Origin of the sequence: Sphingomonas sp. GC_Shp_6, assembly GCF_026540835.1 — a bacterium.
Lineage (GTDB): Bacteria > Pseudomonadota > Alphaproteobacteria > Sphingomonadales > Sphingomonadaceae > Sphingomonas.
Window position 1 is genome coordinate 192,447 of sequence record NZ_JALNUO010000002.1, and the last position, 18,471, is coordinate 210,917.

General features: G+C 68.5%; 16 protein-coding genes. 11 read left to right on the top strand and 5 right to left on the bottom strand.

The window, feature by feature from the left end:
* The first annotated feature begins 111 nt into the window (after positions 1-111).
* From OXQ95_RS03615 to OXQ95_RS03630, 4 genes are all read left to right on the top strand, one after another.
* The gene (locus OXQ95_RS03615) at positions 112-810 is read left to right on the top strand and encodes a pirin family protein (protein ID WP_242096077.1); all 699 of its coding nucleotides are present in this window, start codon (positions 112-114) and stop codon (positions 808-810) included.
* Between the two features lie 48 nt (positions 811-858).
* Positions 859-1,449, top strand: coding sequence for an NADPH-dependent FMN reductase (locus OXQ95_RS03620; protein WP_242096076.1), 591 nt, complete (start codon positions 859-861; stop codon positions 1,447-1,449).
* Between the two features lie 89 nt (positions 1,450-1,538).
* Complete coding sequence (locus tag OXQ95_RS03625; RefSeq protein ID WP_267379728.1) at positions 1,539-3,083, top strand: DUF1800 domain-containing protein; 1,545 nt, start codon at positions 1,539-1,541, stop codon at positions 3,081-3,083.
* A gap of 14 nt (positions 3,084-3,097) precedes the next feature.
* The gene (locus OXQ95_RS03630; RefSeq protein ID WP_267379731.1) at positions 3,098-4,312 is read left to right on the top strand and encodes a DUF1501 domain-containing protein; all 1,215 of its coding nucleotides are present in this window, start codon (positions 3,098-3,100) and stop codon (positions 4,310-4,312) included.
* Between the two features lie 249 nt (positions 4,313-4,561).
* On the opposite strand, the gene OXQ95_RS03635 is transcribed toward OXQ95_RS03630, so the two are convergent.
* Both OXQ95_RS03635 and OXQ95_RS03640 read right to left on the bottom strand, forming a co-directional pair.
* On the bottom strand, positions 4,562-6,187 hold the full coding sequence (locus OXQ95_RS03635; protein WP_267379734.1) for an inorganic phosphate transporter: 1,626 nt from the start codon (positions 6,185-6,187) through the stop codon (positions 4,562-4,564).
* Between the two features lie 71 nt (positions 6,188-6,258).
* Positions 6,259-6,633, bottom strand: coding sequence for a PRC-barrel domain-containing protein (locus OXQ95_RS03640; RefSeq protein ID WP_242096072.1), 375 nt, complete (start codon positions 6,631-6,633; stop codon positions 6,259-6,261).
* Between the two features lie 111 nt (positions 6,634-6,744).
* Between OXQ95_RS03640 and OXQ95_RS03645 the strand changes: the two genes are divergently transcribed.
* Positions 6,745-7,266 (top strand): hypothetical protein, encoded by a 522-nt coding sequence (locus OXQ95_RS03645; protein WP_267379739.1) that lies wholly within the window; start codon positions 6,745-6,747, stop codon positions 7,264-7,266.
* A 371-nt stretch (positions 7,267-7,637) separates the two neighbouring features.
* Positions 7,638-8,027: a helix-turn-helix transcriptional regulator gene (locus tag OXQ95_RS03650; RefSeq protein WP_242096070.1), complete on the top strand. Its 390-nt coding sequence runs from the start codon at positions 7,638-7,640 to the stop codon at positions 8,025-8,027.
* Here OXQ95_RS03650 and OXQ95_RS03655 read toward each other — a convergent pair.
* Positions 7,927-9,450: a fumarate hydratase gene (locus OXQ95_RS03655; protein WP_267379742.1), complete on the bottom strand. Its 1,524-nt coding sequence runs from the start codon at positions 9,448-9,450 to the stop codon at positions 7,927-7,929. The genes OXQ95_RS03650 and OXQ95_RS03655 overlap by 101 nt on opposite strands.
* A gap of 97 nt (positions 9,451-9,547) precedes the next feature.
* On the opposite strand from OXQ95_RS03655, the gene OXQ95_RS03660 reads away from it, so the two are divergent.
* On the top strand, positions 9,548-12,196 hold the full coding sequence (locus tag OXQ95_RS03660) for an EAL domain-containing protein (protein WP_267379745.1): 2,649 nt from the start codon (positions 9,548-9,550) through the stop codon (positions 12,194-12,196).
* A 40-nt stretch (positions 12,197-12,236) separates the two neighbouring features.
* On the opposite strand, the gene OXQ95_RS03665 is transcribed toward OXQ95_RS03660, so the two are convergent.
* A complete protein-coding gene (locus OXQ95_RS03665; RefSeq protein ID WP_267380078.1) occupies positions 12,237-13,646 on the bottom strand; it encodes a sugar porter family MFS transporter in 1,410 nt (469 codons plus the stop codon).
* Positions 13,647-13,908: 262 nt separating this feature from the next.
* Here OXQ95_RS03665 and OXQ95_RS03670 point away from each other — a divergent pair, with 262 nt between their 5' ends.
* From OXQ95_RS03670 to OXQ95_RS03685, 4 genes are all read left to right on the top strand, one after another.
* Entirely contained in the window at positions 13,909-15,060 is a 1,152-nt protein-coding gene (locus OXQ95_RS03670) for a fumarylacetoacetate hydrolase family protein (protein WP_267379748.1), read from the top strand.
* Positions 15,057-15,845, top strand: coding sequence for an SDR family oxidoreductase (locus OXQ95_RS03675; RefSeq protein ID WP_276588852.1), 789 nt, complete (start codon positions 15,057-15,059; stop codon positions 15,843-15,845). Before OXQ95_RS03670 ends, OXQ95_RS03675 begins: the two co-directional genes overlap by 4 nt.
* 84 nt (positions 15,846-15,929) lie before the next feature.
* The gene (locus OXQ95_RS03680) at positions 15,930-17,300 is read left to right on the top strand and encodes an MFS transporter (RefSeq protein ID WP_242096066.1); all 1,371 of its coding nucleotides are present in this window, start codon (positions 15,930-15,932) and stop codon (positions 17,298-17,300) included.
* Between the two features lie 61 nt (positions 17,301-17,361).
* Positions 17,362-17,703, top strand: coding sequence for a hypothetical protein (locus tag OXQ95_RS03685; protein ID WP_267379756.1), 342 nt, complete (start codon positions 17,362-17,364; stop codon positions 17,701-17,703).
* Positions 17,704-17,724: 21 nt separating this feature from the next.
* On the opposite strand, the gene OXQ95_RS03690 is transcribed toward OXQ95_RS03685, so the two are convergent.
* Positions 17,725-18,417 carry a cell wall hydrolase gene (locus tag OXQ95_RS03690; protein WP_267379758.1) on the bottom strand — a complete coding sequence of 231 codons (693 nt, stop codon included), beginning with the start codon at positions 18,415-18,417 and terminating at the stop codon, positions 17,725-17,727.
* Between the last annotated feature and the right edge of the window lie 54 nt (positions 18,418-18,471).

The window sequence follows — 18,471 nt, forward strand, 5'->3', positions numbered from 1 at the left end:
CGGATCGATCATTTCTGCAACGATGCGATGCCGATGTTTCTATTTCGATGATGCGCACCACGCCGCATCTAGACGGCAACGGGGCGCCATCGCTCCATTTGGAGACCGATCATGATCGAACGCAGGCCCTTTACGACGCTGGGTGCGGCCAACCACGGCTGGCTCGACGCGCACCACCATTTCTCCTTCGCCAATTATTACGAGCCCGCGCGCATGGGCTGGGGTCCGATCCGCGTGTGGAACGACGATGCGATCGCCGCCGGCACCGGCTTTCCGCCGCACGCCCATGCCGACATGGAGATCGTCACCTATGTCCGCGAAGGCGCGATCACGCATCAGGACAGCCTGGGCAACACTGGCCGCACCGAGGCGGGCGACGTGCAGGTGATGAGCGCCGGATCGGGTGTGCGCCATTCCGAATATAACCGCGAGGGCGACACAACGCGGATTTTCCAGATCTGGATCGAGCCGAAAACGCGCGGCGCGACGCCGGCCTGGGGCGCCAAGCCCTTCCCCAAGGGCGAGCGCGCCGGCCAATTCGTGACGCTCGCCAGCGGCTTCGCGGACGATGCCGAGGCGCTGCCGATCCGCACCGATGCCCGTATCGTCGGCGCGACGATCCGCGCGGGCGAGACGGCGGACTATGCGCTCGACCCGGCGCACCACGCCTATCTGGTGCCCGCGCGGGGCACGGTGCTGGTGAACGGCGTTCGCATCGAGGCGCGCGACGGCGCGGCCATCCTGGGCGAGCGCATGCTGCAGGTGACGGCGATCGACGATGCCGAGATCGTCCTCGTCGATGCCGCATGATCGCCGCGCGGGGCTTGACCGATCGTCGCCCGGCATGAGGATGGCGCGATGACCGACTCCATCCTCGTCTTCTACGGCTCCTATCGATCCGATCGCCTGGGCATCCGTCTCGCCCATTATATCGTCGCCGCGCTGAACGCGCGCGGTGCGCGGGCCGAGCTGATCGACGCCCAGGCGATCGGGCTGCCGATGCTCGACCGGATGTACAAGGAATATCCCGCCGGCAGCGCCCCACCCGCGCTCGAGACGCTGGCGGGCAAGATCAAGGCCGCCGACGCGTTCGTCTTCGTGACGGGCGAGTATAATTGGAGCGTCCAGCCGGGACTCAAGAACCTCACCGATCATTTCCTCGAGGAATGGTTCTGGCGACCGGCGGCGATCGCCAGCTATTCGGCCGGGCGCACCGCCGGCGTGCGCGCGGGAACGGCGTGGCACGGCATCCTGTCGGAAATGGGGATGGTGGTGGTGTCGAGCACGCTGGCGGTGGGCGGGATCGCCGCGGCGTTCGATGCGGAAGGCCTGCCGACCGGAGACGGCGGCGCCGCAGTGACGCACGCCTTTCCTCGCTTCGCCGACGATCTCGCCTGGTGGACCGAGGCGACGCGCGCGCAGAAAGCCCGCCGCGCGCCGCCCTATTGAGAGATCGCCGCGGATGAAGCAGCGATGAAATCGGCGTCACGCAGCACGCTTCCATCATAGGTTCATCTTCCGCCTATTAGAGCGGATTCATGGTGAGATCGGCCAACCGGGCACGCCCATCGGGGCTTTGGACAGCGCGGATCGGCGCCGCGGCGATCGGCGCCCTGGCGCTGGCGTCCACGCTGCTCGGCGCCGCGCAGCCCAATCCGGCGGCGCGGATCGCCTGGGCCAACCGGCTGACCTGGGGCGCGACCAGCGCGACTCCGGCGGGCGATCCACCCGGTTCCGATCGCTGGCTGGCGGCGCAACTCGCCAGTGCCGACACCACGCTGCCGCCGGACGCCGCCGCGCAGGTGGCGGCGATGCGGATCACGACCGAGCCGCTAGCCGCGATCGTGGTGGAGCAGGACGCCGCCAACCGCGACAGCAACGCGCTGACCGATCCCGACCAGAAAAAGGCCGCGCGCGACGTCTATCAAAAATCGATGAACGCGCTGGCCGACGAGGCCCGCGCGCGGTCGGTGCTGCGCGATCTCTATGCGCCCGATCAGCTTCGCGAGCAGATGACGTGGTTCTGGTTCGACCAGTTCAACGTGCAGGCGGGCAAGCGCGACATCCGCGCGATGGTCGGCGATTACGAAGACACGCTCCACGCCCACGCGCTCGGCCGTTTCCGCGATCTGCTGGAGGCGACGCTGCGCCATCCGGCGATGCTGCGCTATCTCGACAACGACCAGAATGCGGCGGGCAAGATCAACGAGAATTACGCGCGCGAAATCATGGAACTGCACACGATGGGCGTGGGCTCCGGCTATAGCCAGGCGGACGTGCAGGAGCTGGCACGCATCCTGACGGGCGTCGGCGTCGATCTGAAGCCCGATGCGCCGCGGCTGAAGCCGGCGCTCCAGCCGCTCTACGTCCGCGCCGGGCTGTTCGAGTTCAATCCGGCGCGCCATGATTTCGGCGACAAGCATTTCCTCGGCCATGTCATCAAGGGATCGGGGTTCGACGAGGTGGGGCAGGCGCTGGACCTGATCGCGCGCGCGCCCGCCACCGCGCACCATGTGTCGCTGCGCATCGCGACCTATTTCATGGGCGACACCCCGCCCCCCGCCGTGGTCGACCGGATGGCGGCGACTTTCCGCCGCAGCGACGGCGATATCGGCCAAGTGATCCGCACGATGACGCGCTCGCCCGAATTTGGCGCGTCGCTGGGCCGGGCGTTCAAGGACCCGATCCATTATGCGGTCTCCGCCGTGCGGCTCGCTTATGGCGACCGCACGATCCTGAACGCGCAGCCGCTGCTCAACTGGCTTAACCGGATGGGCGAAGGCCTCTACAATCACGAGACGCCCGACGGCTATCCGCTCACCTCGGCCGCCTGGTCGGGGCCGGGGCAGATGGCGACCCGGTTCGACATCGCGCGCCAGATCGGCGGCGGCGCGGCGGGGCTGTTCCGCGCGCCCGGCGCCGCGGCGGACCGGCCGGCCTTTCCGCAGTTGCAGAACGCGCTCTATTATGGCGCGATCGCCGCGACGCTGGCGCCGGCAACGCGCGCCACGCTGTCGCAGGCGGCCTCGCCGCAGGAATGGAACGCGCTGTTCCTCTCCTCGCCCGAGTTCATGCGCCGTTAGCCGGGAGACGCCTGATGCACATCCATCGTCGAGACCTGTTGCGCGGCGGCGCCGCAACGCTGCCGTTCGTGGTGGCCGGACAGGCGTTCGCCGCCCCGCAGGCGGACAGCCGACTGCTCGTCGTGTTCCTGCGCGGTGCCTATGACGCCGCCAACATCGTCGCGCCCACGGGCAGCGACTTCTACCACCAGGCGCGCCCCGGCATCCGCCTCGCCAAGCCTGATCCGGCGGATCCCAAATCCGCGCTACCGCTAGACGCCGATTGGAGCCTCCATCCCGCGCTGAAGGACAGCCTCTACCCGCTGTGGCAGAAACGGCAGCTCGCCTTCGTGCCGTTCGCGGGCACCGACGACATGAGCCGCAGCCATTTCGAGACGCAGGACACCATCGAACTCGGCCAGCCGATCGCCGGCCACCGCGATTACGGATCGGGCTTCATGGCGCGGTTGGCGGGCGTGCTCGGCAGCCGCGACCGGCCGATCGCCTTCACCCACCAGCTTCCCTTGTGCTTTCGCGGCGGCGCCGATCCGATCCCCAATCTGGCGATGGCGAATGTCGGCAAGCCGATCGACGCGCGCCAGGCGAAGCTGATCGAGGCGATGTACCAGGGGCAGCATGTCGGCACGAGCGATCTCGGCCGATCCGTCGCCGAGGGTTTCGCCGTGCGCGACACGGTGTTCCGCACGCTCGACGACGAGATGAAGGCCTCCGCCCGCGGCGCGGTCAGCGCGCGCGGCTTCGAACTGTCGGCACAGCGGATCGGCACGCTGATGCGCAGCCAGTTCAACCTCGCCTTCGTCGATGTCGGCGGGTGGGACACGCATGTGAACCAGGGCGGCGCGACCGGCTATCTCGCCGACCGGATCGGCGAACTGGGTCGCGGGCTCGCGGGTTTCGCCAACGCGATCGGGCCCGATGCGTGGCGCGATACGACGGTGGTGGTCGTCTCCGAATTCGGCCGCACCTTTCGCGAGAATGGCGATCACGGCACAGATCACGGCCATGGCAGCGTCTATTGGGTGATGGGCGGCGGCGTGGCCGGCGGCCGGATCGCGGGGCCGCAGGCGGCGGTGAGCGCCGCGACGCTCAACCAGGGCCGCGACCTGCCGGTGCTGACCGATTACCGCGCGCTGATCGGCGGGCTGGTGAAGCGCCAATATGGCATCGATCAGGCGCGGATGGGCACGTTGTTCCCAGGCGCGGAGCCGGCCGATCTGAAGCTGATCTGATCCAAGTGATCGTGCGTCGGGGTTGCTTCAGCGTCCGATGACTTGACCCTGTTCCGGTCGCCCTGAGCTCGTCGAAGGGCGTGCCAAACCGGCGAACGCTCGACATGGGAGAGCGTACTTCGACATGCTCCGCAAGAACGGATCGGGGCTAAATCAAACTACCGTCGCTCTAGGCAGCAAATGTCATGTCGTGATGCCGGAGGGCGGGAGCATCATCGCAACCCGACACCCCCCGCGCCCGGCCGCGGCTCACGCCATCCCGAGCCCGTGCAGCCCCGCCAGGAACAGCGCGTAGAGCAATCCCGCGATCGCCATGGCGGCCGGTAGCGTGAGCACCCAGGCGAGCGCGATGTTGCGCACCGTGCTGGCCTGGAGGCCCGAGCCGTTCGCCACCATCGTGCCCGCCACGCCGCTCGACAGGATGTGCGTGGTCGAGACCGGCATGCCCTTCACCTGCGCAAGCAGGATCGTGCTGGCCGCGACCAGTTCGGCGGCGGCGCCCATGCCATAGGTCAGGTGCGTGCGCCCGATCTTCTCGCCGACCGTGACCACGATCCGCCGCCAGCCGATCATCGTGCCGAGCCCGAGCGCGAGCGCCACCGCCACCTTCACCCAGAGCGGGATGTAGCGCGTGCCCTTTTCCAGCAGTCCCTCATAGGTCTTGAGCTTGGCCGCACCGCCATCGGGGAAGCGGGTCTTGGCGGTGTCCTCGTCCTTGGTCGACAAGCGCAACGTGTCGACGACGAGGTACATCGCGTTGCGCACGTTCTTGGTCTGCGCGGCGGGGACGTGGCGGATCGAGCCGTAATTGGTCAGTTCGGTCGCGATTTCGCCCGATACGGTGTCGAGCGCGGCATAGACCGCAGGGGCATCCGGCTTGTGATCGCGCAGTGCCTGCTTCAACGTCGCCTGGGCGGTCGGCAGATCGGGATGCGCCCCGCCCGATTTCTGGCGGAACACGCCCTGCGCACTGGTCGCCGCCTGGATGAACGCGGGCGTCGAGCTGTCGGGCATGGTGCGGTTGAGCGAATAGGCGGTGGGCGCCACGCCGATCAGGATGAGCATGATGAGCCCCATCCCCTTCTGCCCGTCATTGCCGCCATGCGCGAACGACACCGCGGTGCAGGTGAAGATCAGCAGCACGCGGATATGGAAGGGCGGCGGCGTATCCGCCTTCGGCTCCTGATAGAGCGTGGGGTCGGGCAGCACGCGCTTCATCGCCCACAGCAAGGCGGCCGCGCCGAAGAAGCCGATCAACGGGCTGACCAGCAGCGCCAGCAGCACGCTTTCCGCCTGGCTCCATTCCACGCCCGACGCGCCGTGCGTCAGGATCTGGTTGGCGAGGCCCACGCCCAGGATCGATCCGATCAGTGCGTGGCTCGACGAATTGGGCAGCCCGAAGAACCAGGTGCCCAGATTCCACGTGACCGCCGCGATCAGGAGCGCGAAGATCATCGCATAGCCGCCGACCGAGCCGACGTTGAGGATCAGATCGACCGGCAGCAGCGTGACGATGCTGTACGCCACCGCGCCGGTCGACACGAGCACGCCGATGAAGTTCCACGCGCCCGACCACATCACGGCGACGACGGGCTTGAGCGAATGCGTGTAGATGACCGTCGCCACCGCATTGGCGGTGTCGTGGAAGCCGTTGACGAATTCGAAGCCGAGCGCGACGAGCAGCGCGAGACCCAGGAACAGGAACGCGCCGATCGCGAGCGGTTCGCCGACGTTGCGCGTGTCGAGCAGCACGCTCGCGCCGGCATAGACGATCCCGCCGACCAGCAGGAGCAGGAACACCGTCATCCCGGCAGGATGCATCCGGTGGCTCGGAAGAGCCGCGCCGTCGTTCGCGTCGATCGCCTGGGATGCCATGGCTGTTCCTCCGTATAGCATCCCATCCTGACGCAGGCATGTGACGGTTTCGCGACTCTCCGCGACCAGCTCTATCCCGCGGCGAGCGACCCGCTGGTGACGCCGTAATAGCTGGCGACGCGATCGGCATAGGCCTGGTCGAAGGTGGGCGCGTTGTTCGCCCAGCTCGGGCCGCCCTCCAGCACGCGCTTGTCGATCGTCACGACATACACGTCGCGCACCGGATCATATTGCAGCAGCTCGAACGGAATCGGGTAGAAGCTCTTGCCCATGCCGAGAAACCCGCCGAGGCTCAGCACCGCGTGCGTCGTGCGGCCAGAAGCCTTGTGCACCATCACCGCGAACACCGAGCCCACATGGTCCCCGTCGCGGCCTTCGACCTTCAGCGTGCCGGCGATCGTCGCCTGGACGAGCAGGAGATTGGGGGTGACAGGCTCATGGGGCACGGGACTCTCCGGATCATCGATGTTCGTTGCGCCCAACCGGTGGCGGCCTGCGGCGGTTCCCGTGGGCATGGCGGTTGAGCACGCGCGGTCGCAGGCGCATAAGCCGCCGGGATGCGCGCCTTCATTCCCCTCGCCGCCCTGACCGCCCTCGCCGCCTGCGGAGCGCCCGCGCCCCGACCGGCGCCTGAGCCGGTCCGCCGCCCGCCGGTCGTGACGGCGGCGCCCGCCCCCGTGCCGCTCGCGGCGAACTGGCGCGACTGGCCGGTGACGCCCGGCACCTGGAGCTACACGCGCGACGATCGCGGCAGCCTCGCGCTGTTCGGCACGCCGGGCGCCGACGCGCTGTTGACGGTGCGCTGCGACCTTCCCGCGCGCCAGATCTTCCTGTCGCGCGCCGGCGGATCGCCGGCTGCGCTCACGATCCGCACGAGCAGCGTCACGCGCGCGCTGCCGACGCGCCCGACCGGGGGCACGCCGCCCTATGTCGCGGTGGCGCTCGCCCCCCGCGATCCGCTGCTCGACGCGATGGGGTTCAGCCGCGGCCGCTTCGCGATCGAGCAGCCGGGCGCGCCGACGCTCGTGGTGCCCGCCTGGGCCGAGATCGAGCGCGTGACCGAGGATTGCCGCGGCTGACCGCCGCCCGTGCGCGGCCTGCGCCGGACCGATCAAGACAAGGCTTGCATCGCAGCCTCGTCGCGCTCACATTGCGGGCGCACCCAAGGCTGGGTGCTCTTATCAACAAGCGAAAGGAGGTGATCCGATGTCTCATGGTTCAGCAGTGAGTTCGGTTCGGTTCGTTCGGGGGACGCGCCGCTAGGTTCGCCGTCGGTGTGCGGGGGGTATCCTCCCCCAGTCAACGCGCATCGGCATAGACCTGCGGCTCGCATGGTCCTCCGGGCTGGAGCTTCCGGCCGCTGACCATGTCTGGAGGTTGTCGGGCTGCCGAGAGGCGTCCGGCAACCTCTTTTCATTTGCGCGTCCGGTGGCGCATCGCGCAGGCGGGAATGCCGATCAAATCGGATGCGATTGGATTTGCTCCGGTTTTCGCGTTGCGGTTGAACGCTGCCATGTTCAATCGCATCGGCACGCTTCGCAAGGCGCATGGGCTTTCCAGGCGCGACGTGGCGATCGCGGTGGGGGTCAATCCGCAGACCATCGGCTGCCTCGAACGCGGCGACTATGCGCCCAGCCTCGAACTCGGCATGGCCATCGCGCGCCTGCTGGCAAGGCCTGTCGAGGCGGTGTTTTCCGCCGATCCCTTCCCCGACGACGCCGCGCCCGATCCGGCCGCGCTCAGGCGTTCTGCAACAGGCCTTCGCGCGCGATCCGTTCGCGCCACACCAGCGGCGCCAGATGGTGGACCGACTGCCCCTCGCTATCCACCGCGACCGTGACGGGAAAGTCGCTCACCTCGAATTCGTAGATCGCCTCCATGCCCAGATCGGCGAAGCCCACCACCTTCGATCCCTTGATCGCGCGCGCCACCAGATAGGCCGCGCCGCCCACTGCCATCAGATAGGCCGATCGCGCGTCGCGGATCGCGTCGATCGCCGCCGGGCCGCGCTCCGCCTTGCCCACCATCGCGAGCAGGCCCTGATCGAGCATCATCCGCGTGAACTTGTCCATCCGCGTGGCGGTCGTGGGGCCGGCGGGGCCGACCACCTCCTCGCCGACCGGATCGACCGGGCCGACATAATAGATCACCCGGCCCGCGAACGCGACGGGCAGCGGTTCGCCCGCGTCCAGCATGTCGCGGATCCGCTTGTGCGCGGCATCGCGGCCGGTGAGCATCTTGCCCGACAGCAGCAGCCGGTCGCCATGTTTCCACGACTGCACCACCGCGGGCGTCAGCGTGTCGAGATCGACGCGGATCGCCGCCTGGTCGGGCGTCCAGTTCACCTCGGGCCATTCGGCGAGGCTTGGCGCTTCGAGATAGACCGGGCCCGAACCGTCGAGCACGAAATGCGCGTGGCGGGTGGCGGCGCAATTGGGGATCATCGCCACCGGCTTCGAGGCGGCATGGGTCGGCCAGTCGAGGATCTTCACGTCGAGGATGGTCGACAGGCCGCCCAGCCCCTGCGCGCCGATGCCCAGCGCGTTGACCTTGTCGTAGATCTCGATGCGCAGCGCCTCGATATCGTTGCGGGGCCCGCGCTGCTTCAATTGCGCCATGTCGATCGCGCCCATCAGCGATTGCTTGGCGAGCAGCATCGACTTCTCGGCGGTGCCGCCGATGCCGATGCCGAGCATGCCCGGCGGACACCAACCCGCGCCCATCTGCGGGATCATCTCCAGCACCCAGTCGACGATCGAATCGCTCGGATTCATCATCTTGAACTTGGACTTGTTCTCCGATCCGCCGCCCTTGGCCGCGACATCGACGGACACGGTGTTGCCGGGCACCATCTCGACGTTCAGCACGCTCGGCGTATTGTCCTTGGTGTTACGCCGCGTGAACGCAGGGTCGGCGAGGATCGAGGCGCGCAGCTTGTTCTCGGGGTGGAGATAGGCACGGCGCACGCCCTCGTCGACGACCGCCTGCAGCGAACGGTCGCCGCGTTCCAGCTGGCAATCCTGCCCCCATTTGATGAAGACCGTCACGATCCCGGTATCCTGGCAGATCGGGCGATGCCCCTCGGCGCACATCCGGCTGTTCGTGAGGATCTGCGCGATCGCGTCCTTGGCCGCGGGCGATTGTTCCGCCTCGTAAGCCACGCCCAGCGCGCGGATATAATCCATCGGGTGATAGTAGCTGATGAACTGGAGCGCGTCGGCGACGCTCTCGATCAGATCGGCTTCGCGGATGATCGTGGTCATGCGCATGCTCTAGATTCCAAACCCCATCACGGCAACGGCGGCGCGTTAATGGTGTTCGCTTAGCATTTTTGTAAGCTAGGTTTGGATAGATGACGCGATGCAGTTCATCGTGCCTTTCGACGAAACGCCGCCCTCCGGCCTGGCCGGCGTGCTGCGTGTTCTCGGCTTGGCGGAAAACGAGAATGATCCGGCGACCGGCACGCATCTTCACCGGTTGAACCAAGTCGATGCGGTGTGGCCGATCGCCATCGGTGCGCAGGCGCTGGCCGCCACCGCATTTCCGATCGCCGCCTATCTCGCGCATGATGCCGGATCGACCGCGAGGATGGCGGTGAACGGCGCGGGGCTTCTCCTCATCGCCTGCGGCATTCTGGCCTTGCTCCGCCTACCCGTGCTTCGCGATCGCTCGACCTTCCTGCGCACGCGCGGCGTGGCGCTTGCCGCCGCGATGCTGGCGCTGGCGCAGTCCTGTCTGTTGTGGAGTTGCCTCACGCTGCCGACCGGCCCGATACGGCTGAGCTGTTTCGTAGCGATGGTCGGCGCGATCGCGATCGGTGCGATCACGCTTCACCCGGTGCGCAGCGCGACGCTCGCGCTGGCGTCGGGGCTGGTCGCGGGCGTCGCGTTCCTGTCGGCGTCGCTGGTCACCATCGGCGTCGCGATCGGCTTTCTGGCCTGTCTCTGGGCGGCGATCCTGCGTCTCGCGCGGCTCGACCTGAAATCTTCGATCGACCAGTTGCGTGACGGCTATCGCAGCCAGCGCGCGGCCAAGATGGTGGCGGAATTCGAACAGCACGGCACCGGCTGGTTCTGGGAAGCCAATCGCGACGGCCGGCTCACCTATGTCTCGGCCAAGGTGGGTAGCGAATTGACCGCGGCGGGAATCGCGCCGCTCGGCCGCACGCTCACCGACATCTTCCGGATGGACAGCGACGCGCCCGGCACCGAGCGCACGCTCGCCTTTCACGTGTCGTCGCGCACGTCGTTTTCCGATTATTCCGTGTGCGCCGCGCCGGACACCAGCGGCGAGCGTTGGTGGTCGATCTCGGGCCGACCGGTGGTCGACGAGCTCGGCCGGTTCCAGGGCTTCATCGGATCGGGATCCGACCTGACCGAGCGCCGCCGATCGGAGGCCGAGATCACGCGGCTGGCGCTGTTCGACAGCCTCACCGGCCTGGCCAACCGCCAGCGCATGCGCCTGTCGCTCGACAAGACGCTCGCACCGAGCGCCGGCCCCTACCGCGCGACCGCGCTGTTCCTGATGGATCTCGACCGGTTCAAGGCGGTGAACGACACGCTCGGCCATCAGGCGGGCGACGCGCTGCTGAAGCAGGTGGCGCAGCGGCTCCAGCGCGGCGTCGGCGACAATGGCCTGGTCGGGCGGATCGGCGGGGACGAATTTCAGGTGCTGCTGCCCGGCATGGATTCGCGCGAGGCGCTGTCCGAACTCGCGCGCGATCTGATCGCGTCGCTGTCGCAGCCCTATTTCATCGCCGGCGCCTCGGTCGCGATCGGGTGCTCGATCGGCATCGCCATCACGCCGCAGCATGGCGAGGACGCCGAGACGCTGATCCGCAACGCCGACCTCGCGCTCTATGCCGCCAAGGGCGACGGGCGCGGCGTCCACCGTTTCTATTCGAACGACATGCTGGCCGGCGCCCAAAGCCGCAAGCAGCTCGAGGACGACATGCGCGCCGCGCTGACGAACGGCGCGTTCCACCTGGTCTATCAGCCCGTGGTGCGCACCGCCGACGAACGGATCGCGGGGTTCGAGGCGCTGATGCGCTGGGATCATCCGGTGCGTGGCCCGATCTCGCCCGCCGACTTCATCCCGGTGGCCGAGGAATGCGGACTGATCGAGGCGATGGGCGAATGGGCGCTCCGGACCGCCTGTATCGAGGCGGCGTCCTGGCCTCCCGGCGTCCGCGTGGCGGTGAACGTGTCGCCGATCCAGTTCGCCAACCCCGCCCTGCCCGCGCTCGTCACCAGCGCGCTCGCGAGCGCGGGGCTCGATCCCGACCGGCTGGAACTCGAGATCACCGAAGGCGTGTTCCTCGACGAGACCGCCTCGTCGGAGCGGATGTTCAAGGCGCTGAAGGGTATCGGCGTGCGGCTCGCGCTCGACGATTTCGGGACCGGCTATTCGTCGTTCGGCTATCTCCGGACCGCGCCGTTCGACAAGATCAAGATCGACCAGTCCTTCGTCCGCGAAGCCGCGGTGGCCGGCAACCGCAACGCCGCGATCATCAAAGCGATCGTGACGCTCGCCGACACGCTGGGCATGGAGACGACCGCGGAAGGCGTCGAGGTGCAGGACGAGATCGACCTGTTGCGCGCGCTCGGCTGCACGAACATCCAGGGCTATGTCTATGGCCGCGGGATGCGCGCGGAGACGGTGCGCGAACAGCTCGGCATCGCCGAGGGCCGGGCCCAGGCGACCGGGCACAAGGTCAGCCGCGCGCCGCGCACCAAGATGCTGCGCTCCGCACGGATCGCGATCGACGACCAGGAAGGCGATGTGCGCATCCGCGACATCTCGAGCGGCGGCGCGATGATCGAGGGAATCGCGATCGAGGGCGATGCGGTGGGCCTCGCGGTGACCATCGAATTGCTCGAGAACCAGATGTTCCCCGCGCGCATCCGCTGGATCCGCAACGGCCGGGCCGGTCTCGCGTTCGACACGCCCTTCGCGCTCGAACGCTTGAACCCGGCCCAGACGATGCGCGCGGCCCGGCGAACCGGCTGATCCGCCGCCGCCCTATCGGCGGCGGCCCGGCGCCGCGGTATCAGCCGATCATGTCTTCCAGCTCGCGACCCCGCGTTTCGGTGACCATCGCCCGCACGAAGAAGAACGAGACCGCCGCGAAGAAGGCATAGCCGAAATAGGTGACGCTGAGCCCCGGCGACACCGCGAGCGACGGGAAGCTGACCGAGATGAGGGCGTTCGCGATCCACTGCGCGAACCCCGCCACCGCCAGCCCCGACCCGCGGATCTGGTTGGGGAACATTTCGCCGAGCATGACCCACATGATCGGGCCCCAGCTCGCGTTGAAGAAGATGACGTACAGATTGGCCGCGACCAGCGCGATCAGGCCGTTATGCCCCGGTAGCGACACCGCGCCGCCGGCGTCCGTCACTGCGGTGGAGAAGGCATAGGCGACGGTCGCCAGCGTCACCGCCATCCCAGCCGATCCGATCAGCAGGAGCGGCTTGCGGCCGATCCGGTCCACCGTGGCGATCGTGAACAGGCATGCCGCGATCGACAGCACGCCCGACAGGATGTTGGTCTGCAGCGCATAATCCTCCGAGAAGCCCACCGCCTCCCACAAGGTCGCGCCGTAATAGAACACGACGTTGATGCCGACGAGCTGCTGGAACACCGCCAGACCGATCCCCGCCCACACGATCGGGCGGATGCGACCGGTCGACTTGCTGATGAGATCCGACAATTTGGGCTTGTGGTGGTCGCCGGCCAGGCTGGCGCGGATCTCGCCCACCTTGCGGGCCGCAGTCGCGGGGCCGAACAGACGCGTCAGCACCGCCTCGGCTTCGGCGTCGCGGCCCTTCACAACCAGATAACGCGGGCTCTCGGGGATGCCGAGCAGCGCGAAGAAATAGATCGTGGCCGGGATCGCCTGCAGCCAGAACATCCAGCGCCAGGCCTTTTCGCCCAGCCAGAAATCGGCGGTCGAGCCGCCCGCATAGCGGGCGAGGAAGAAATTGGCGACGAACGCGCCGGTCAGCCCGGTGATGATCATCACCTGCTGCACGCTGGACAGGCGACCGCGGATCGCGGCCGGCGTCACTTCGGAGATATAGACCGGCGAGATCACGCTCGCCGCGCCGACACCGAGCCCACCGATGATACGGGCGAAGATGAAGACGCTGGAGGACGGCGCGGCGCCGGCGAGCAGCGCGCTGCCCACGAACAGCACGGCGGCCAGGATCATCACCGATCGCCGCCCGATCCGGTCGGCCAGCCGCCCGGCGCTGAACGCGCCGATCGACGATCCGACGAGAATGGCACCGACGTTCACGCCGATGCCGAAGCGCCCGAGATCGAACGCCGCCTCCAGACCCTTTTGCGTGCCGTTGATGACGCCCGAATCATATCCGAACATGAAGCCGCCGATCGTCGCCACCATGACGATCGTGGCGATGAAGCGGATGTTCACCGCCTCCTCGTCCGTCCTAATACCAGCCACCGCTATCCTCTCCCTCTTGCTCCGACGCTTCGCCGGTCGCCCAAGATTCGGCGCCGCCGTGATGCTCGTCACGATTGTGAGCGCTACCAGAGGCGGCGGCGGGATCGATGTCAAGCCTTCGCCCTGGCCGCCGGCCGCCGATGCGCCCATGTCGCGAGGATGCCGGCTGCATATGATCGGCGCAACCCCGGAGGCGCCGGGTTGACGCCCGCGTGCGACATCGTCCACGATAGCGCTAACAGGAAAGGATGCCATGCATTTGAGTTCGGATGCGGCCGTCTTCGACGTCGCCGCCAACCTGCCGGCGGATTGGCGCGAGGGTCGCTTTCTCGGCCGGATCGACTTCGGCGACGGCCCCTGCCCCGTGCTGATAGCGCAGGGCGTCGTATACGACATGAGCGCGGTGCAGCCGACCGTTTCGCTGCTGGTCGAAGCCGGCACGCTGACCGCCGAGGGCGGACGCGCGATCGGAACGCTGGACACCGTCCTGGCCGATGGCGCCGCGCGGATGCTCACCCCGATCGATCTGCAATGCGTCAAGGCGTGCGGCGTCACCTTCGCGACGTCCGCCGTGGAGCGCGTAATCGAGGAACGCGCGCGCGGCGATGCCGCCGCCGCGCAGGATTTCCGCACGCGGCTGGAGGGCCGGATCGGCGGGTCGATCCGCAGCGTGGTGCCCGGCTCGCGCGAAGCCGCGGACCTGAAAGCGGCGCTGATCGACGAAGGCGTGTGGTCGCAATATCTCGAGGTCGCGATCGGGCCAGACGCCGAGGTGTTCACCAAGGCGCCGGTGCTGTCGACCATGGGCTGGGGTGCCGACATCGGCGTCCGTTCCGATTCGACCTGGAACAATCCCGAGCCCGAAGTGGTGCTGCTCGTCGCGCCGGACGGCGAAGCGGTGGGTGCGACGCTCGGCAACGACGTGAACCTGCGCGATTTCGAGGGCCGCTCGGCCTTGCTGCTCGGCAAGGCCAAGGACAACAACGCGTCCTGCTCGCTCGGCCCGCTCGTCCGCCTGTTCGACGACGGCTTCACGATCGACGACGTGCGCGCCGCCGAACTGTCGCTGACGATCGTCGGCACCGATGACTATCGTCTCGAGGGGACCAGCTCGATGCGCGAGATCAGCCGCGATCCGCTCGATCTGGTCCGCCAGACACTCAGCGAACACCAATACCCCGACGGCTTCGCGCTGTTCCTCGGCACGCTGTTCGCCCCGACGCAGGATCGCGACGAGCCGGGCCGCGGCTTCACGCACAAGGTGGGCGACGTGGTGACGATCGCCAGCGATCGGCTGGGCGTGCTCGTCAACCGCGTCGTGACCTCGCGCGATGCCCCGCCCTGGACGGAGGGCATCGGCGCGACGCTCAAGGGCCTGGTCGCGCGCGGGCTGGTGCGGTCATGAGCGCGCAGCCGACGATCGATGCCGCCATGCGCGCCAGCTATCCCAGCCTCCGGAACAAGCGCGTCGTCGTCACCGGCGGCGGATCGGGGATCGGCGCGGGTCTGGTCGAGGGCTTCGTCGCGCAAGGCGCGCAGGTGGTCTTCGTCGACCGGGAGCGCGATGCGTCGCAGGCGCTCGTCGCGCGCCTGTCGCCCGGCGCCGCGCACCCGCCGCTGTTCCGCCCGCTCGACCTGACCGATCTCGACGCGGTGGCCGTCACCATGCGCGCGATCGAGGACGAACTGGGCGGCGTCGACGTGCTGGTCAACAACGCCGGCAACGACGACCGGCACACGGTCGAGGCGGTAACGCCGGCCTATTGGGACGAACGGATCGCGGTGAACCTGCGCCACCTGTTCTTCTGCGCGCAAAGCGTCGTGCCGGGGATGAAGGCGCGCGGCACGGGCGTGATCCTGAATTTCGGATCGATCAGCTGGCATCTCGGGCTCGAAGACCTCGTGATCTACCAGACCGCCAAGGCTGCGATCGAGGGCATGACCCGTGCCCTCGCCCGCGATCTCGGGCCGGCCGGCATCCGCGTGAACACCGTCGTGCCGGGCAACGTCCAGACGCCCCGGCAGGAACTGTGGTACACACCCGAGGGCGAGGCCGAGATCGTCGGCGCGCAATGCCTGAAGGCGCGCGTGCAGCCCGCCGACATCGCGGCCATGGTGCTGTTCCTCGCATCCGACGATGCGCGGCTGTGCACCGGACACAATTATTGGGTGGATGCCGGCTGGCGCTGAGACCGGCGGATCGAGGGGGCGGGCACGCGGCGTGCGATCGGATCGCGTCTTCCGCTTTGCCTGCCGCCGTGTCAGCGTCATCGGGTGAATAGCCCCACCGAATCCCTCCCCCCGCTCGCCGACGGACTGCCGGTGCCGCGCCGTTACTGGGCGATGGCGTCGATCTGGCTCGCCATGGTGATGGCGGTGCTCGACACCTCCATCGCCAATGTGGCCCTGCCCACGATCGCGCATGATCTCGGCGCGTCCCCCGCCTCGTCGATCTGGGTGGTCAACGCCTATCAGATCGCGATCGTCATGCTGTTGCTGCCGGTCGCCTCGCTCGGGGAAATATTGGGCTATCGCCGGGTCTATTCGGTCGGGCTGGTCCTGTTCGTCGCGGCATCGATCGCCTGCACGTTCGCCGGCAGCCTCACCTGGCTGGCCGCCGCGCGTTTTGCGCAAGGCTTCGGCGCGGCGGCGATCATGGGGATCAACGGCGCGCTGGTGCGGTTCACCTATCCCAAGGCGCGGCTCGGCCGCGGGATCGGCCTCAACGCGCTGGTCGTCGCGATCTCGGCGGCGGCGGGGCCGTCGATCGCCGCGATCGTGCTGGCGCTCGGATCGTGGCGCTGGCTGTTCGCGATCAACGTGCCGTTCGGCCTCGCCTCGCTCGCGATCGGGCTGGCCGCGCTGCCGACGCCGCCGCGCCAGCACCGTCGCTTCGACTGGCAGTCCGCGCTGCTCGCGGCGATCACCTTCGCCGCACTCTTCGCGTTCGCCGCCAGCGTCGCACACGAGGCGTTTTCGGTGAAAAGCGGGCTGGCGCTGGCCATCGGGATCGGCGCGGGCATCCCGCTGCTGCGGATCGCGCGGTCGCAGCGCGATCCGCTGATCCCGCTGGACCTGATCCGCACGCCGCTGCTGGGCCTGTCCTATGCAGCATCGATCCTCGCTTTCGCCGCGCAGATGATCGGGCTGGTATCGCTGCCCTTCTATCTCCAGTCGCGCTGGGGCTATGACCATGCGCAGGCGGGCTTCGCCATCACCGCACTGCCGCTCGGCATCGCGGTGGCGGCGCCGGTCGCAGGGCGGCTCGTCGAGCACGTGCCGGCGGGCCTGCTCGGCGGCATCGGCCTCGTCGTGCTCGCCTGCGCATTCGGTGGGATCGCCGCGATGCCGGCGTCCGCGGGCACGGCGGCGCTCGTCCTGGCGATCGGGCTGTGCGGGATCGGCTTCGGCCTGTTCCAATCGCCCAACAACCGCACGATGATGGGATCGGCGCCCGCCGAACGGAGCGGTGCCGCCGCCGGGATGCTGGCGACCGCGCGCTTGTGCGGGCAGACGCTCGGCGCGGTGGCGGTGGCGTTCGTGTTCCGCGTGGCCGGTCCCGCGACCGCGATCCCGTTCGCCGTCGCGGCGGCTTTGGGCCTCGTCGCGGCGGCCGCCAGCGCGGGCCGGCTGAAGGCGACGTGACGGCGGGACATTCCGCCGCACCCGCGCGTTCCCGTTGGGTGGATAAAAACCGGAGCCGCCCATGACCGACCATCGACCCGATACCGATGCCGACCGCCTGCTGCACGGCAACGGCGATGGAACCGTGGGCCATCATTCGGGCGAAGAGGATGATCGCCAGACCCATGAGACACCGCGCTATGTCGAGGTGGGCGTCAGTCGTGCCAACCGCCAGGCCGATCCCGCGACCCCGAACGCCCTGCCGGGCGAGGACATCCCGAGCGATGCCGGCCGGCGCGCCTATGTCGACGAGAAGACCGGCGAGGTTCATGGCAGCGGCGCAGGGGCCGGCGGCGGCACCGGCACGGAGGATTACGATCACGATTCCAGCGGCGGCGGCAACGACGATCCGGCCGCGCAATAGAGCGAGCGTCATCGCCGGCGGTCAATCGGTCGAGGCGCGCCGCCGCACGTAGAAGAGATGCGTGCGCACCCGCGCTACCTTCACGAGGGATCCGCGCCAATAGGGCACCATCCAGTCGGCGTGATAGTTGGTGGCGCGGCCGACATCGGCGAAGACATAGCCAGCCAAAGCCCGCTTCGCCGCACGCCGGGCGGCGGCCCAGCCATTATGCTCCGGCCGGCGCACCAGCGATCCGTCGCAAGTGAACGAGAATTGGCAGCCGGTGGTGCGGTTCGCCCCCTGATAGACGACGCCGCAGACCGTTCTGGGAAAGCCCGCGGTGCGCGCGCGGTTCAACACGACCTGGATGATCGCGCGTTGCTCGCGCGGATCGGCGCCCGCCTCGTAGATCGCCGCGGTCGCGAGGCAATCCACCGCTTGCGCGCGCTCGGCCGGCCCCCCGTGAAACGCAAAGGGCCGCGCCTGGACGCGCCGCGCCGCCTCGATCGGCACCGCGGCATTGGAGCGGCGCGCCTCGGCCATCGTCAGCGGCGGCGCGGTCACGGGCGACGGCGCAGGGCGAGACCACCAGCGCGACGGATCGATCGACCCCGCTACCGCCGCGATGACGAGGACGATGCCGATCAGCAGCAGCCAATGTTCGGCCGACCGATCGTGCCGGCGCCGACGGCGGCGGCGTCCCTGTTTCGAGACGGATCGGAGTCGGCGCGCCATGCCGATCGGCCTTAGCGGCAGCGACGACCGATCGGCAACGCGGCGCGGGCCGCG

Excerpts from the sequence above, each read along its gene's own strand:
- OXQ95_RS03675 (WP_276588852.1), top strand. The coding sequence starts at position 15,057 with ATGAGCGCGCAGCCGACGATCGATGCCGCCATGCGCGCCAGCTATCCC.
- OXQ95_RS03635 (WP_267379734.1), bottom strand. The coding sequence starts at position 6,187 with ATGGCATCCCAGGCGATCGACGCGAACGACGGCGCGGCTCTTCCGAGC.
- OXQ95_RS03645 (WP_267379739.1), top strand. The coding sequence starts at position 6,745 with ATGCGCGCCTTCATTCCCCTCGCCGCCCTGACCGCCCTCGCCGCCTGC.
- OXQ95_RS03670 (WP_267379748.1), top strand. The coding sequence starts at position 13,909 with ATGCATTTGAGTTCGGATGCGGCCGTCTTCGACGTCGCCGCCAACCTG.
- OXQ95_RS03630 (WP_267379731.1), top strand. The coding sequence starts at position 3,098 with ATGCACATCCATCGTCGAGACCTGTTGCGCGGCGGCGCCGCAACGCTG.
- OXQ95_RS03625 (WP_267379728.1), top strand. The coding sequence starts at position 1,539 with ATGGTGAGATCGGCCAACCGGGCACGCCCATCGGGGCTTTGGACAGCG.
- OXQ95_RS03650 (WP_242096070.1), top strand. The coding sequence starts at position 7,638 with ATGCCGATCAAATCGGATGCGATTGGATTTGCTCCGGTTTTCGCGTTG.
- OXQ95_RS03655 (WP_267379742.1), bottom strand. The coding sequence starts at position 9,450 with ATGACCACGATCATCCGCGAAGCCGATCTGATCGAGAGCGTCGCCGAC.
- OXQ95_RS03620 (WP_242096076.1), top strand. The coding sequence starts at position 859 with ATGACCGACTCCATCCTCGTCTTCTACGGCTCCTATCGATCCGATCGC.
- OXQ95_RS03660 (WP_267379745.1), top strand. The coding sequence starts at position 9,548 with ATGCAGTTCATCGTGCCTTTCGACGAAACGCCGCCCTCCGGCCTGGCC.
- OXQ95_RS03690 (WP_267379758.1), bottom strand. The coding sequence starts at position 18,417 with ATGGCGCGCCGACTCCGATCCGTCTCGAAACAGGGACGCCGCCGCCGT.
- OXQ95_RS03685 (WP_267379756.1), top strand. The coding sequence starts at position 17,362 with ATGACCGACCATCGACCCGATACCGATGCCGACCGCCTGCTGCACGGC.
- OXQ95_RS03615 (WP_242096077.1), top strand. The coding sequence starts at position 112 with ATGATCGAACGCAGGCCCTTTACGACGCTGGGTGCGGCCAACCACGGC.